The 300-nt window shown below is 39.3% G+C and carries 1 protein-coding gene; it reads left to right on the top strand.

The annotated features are described in order from the left end of the window. A partial coding sequence (locus ACSVH5_RS13455; protein ID WP_438061924.1) for a DUF7507 domain-containing protein occupies positions 1 to 300 on the top strand: 300 nt, incomplete at both ends.

Below are 300 nucleotides of genomic sequence, written 5' to 3'. Positions count from 1 at the left end.
CAAGTATCGACATCACAAAAGATGGCGTGTATGTGGATAGCAACAATGATGGAATAACCAATGTTGGCGATGTGGTTTCTTATAACTTTGTCATCAAAAATACAGGTAATGTAACCTTGACTAATGTAACAGTAACGGACAATAATGCAGTGGTAACTGGTGGTCCAATTGCAACATTGGCTGTGGGTGCTACTGACAGCACTACCTTCTCTGCTTCACATACCATAACTCAAGATGATATCAATAAAGGATTTGTTTACAACTTGGCTTTGGCTACCGCTAAAGATCCAAATGACAAAC

It is taken from the genome of Flavobacterium sp. RSSA_27 (assembly GCF_051547125.1).
Taxonomy (GTDB): Bacteria; Bacteroidota; Bacteroidia; order Flavobacteriales; family Flavobacteriaceae; genus Flavobacterium.
This window is presented reverse-complemented; position numbering and strand designations above follow the sequence as displayed.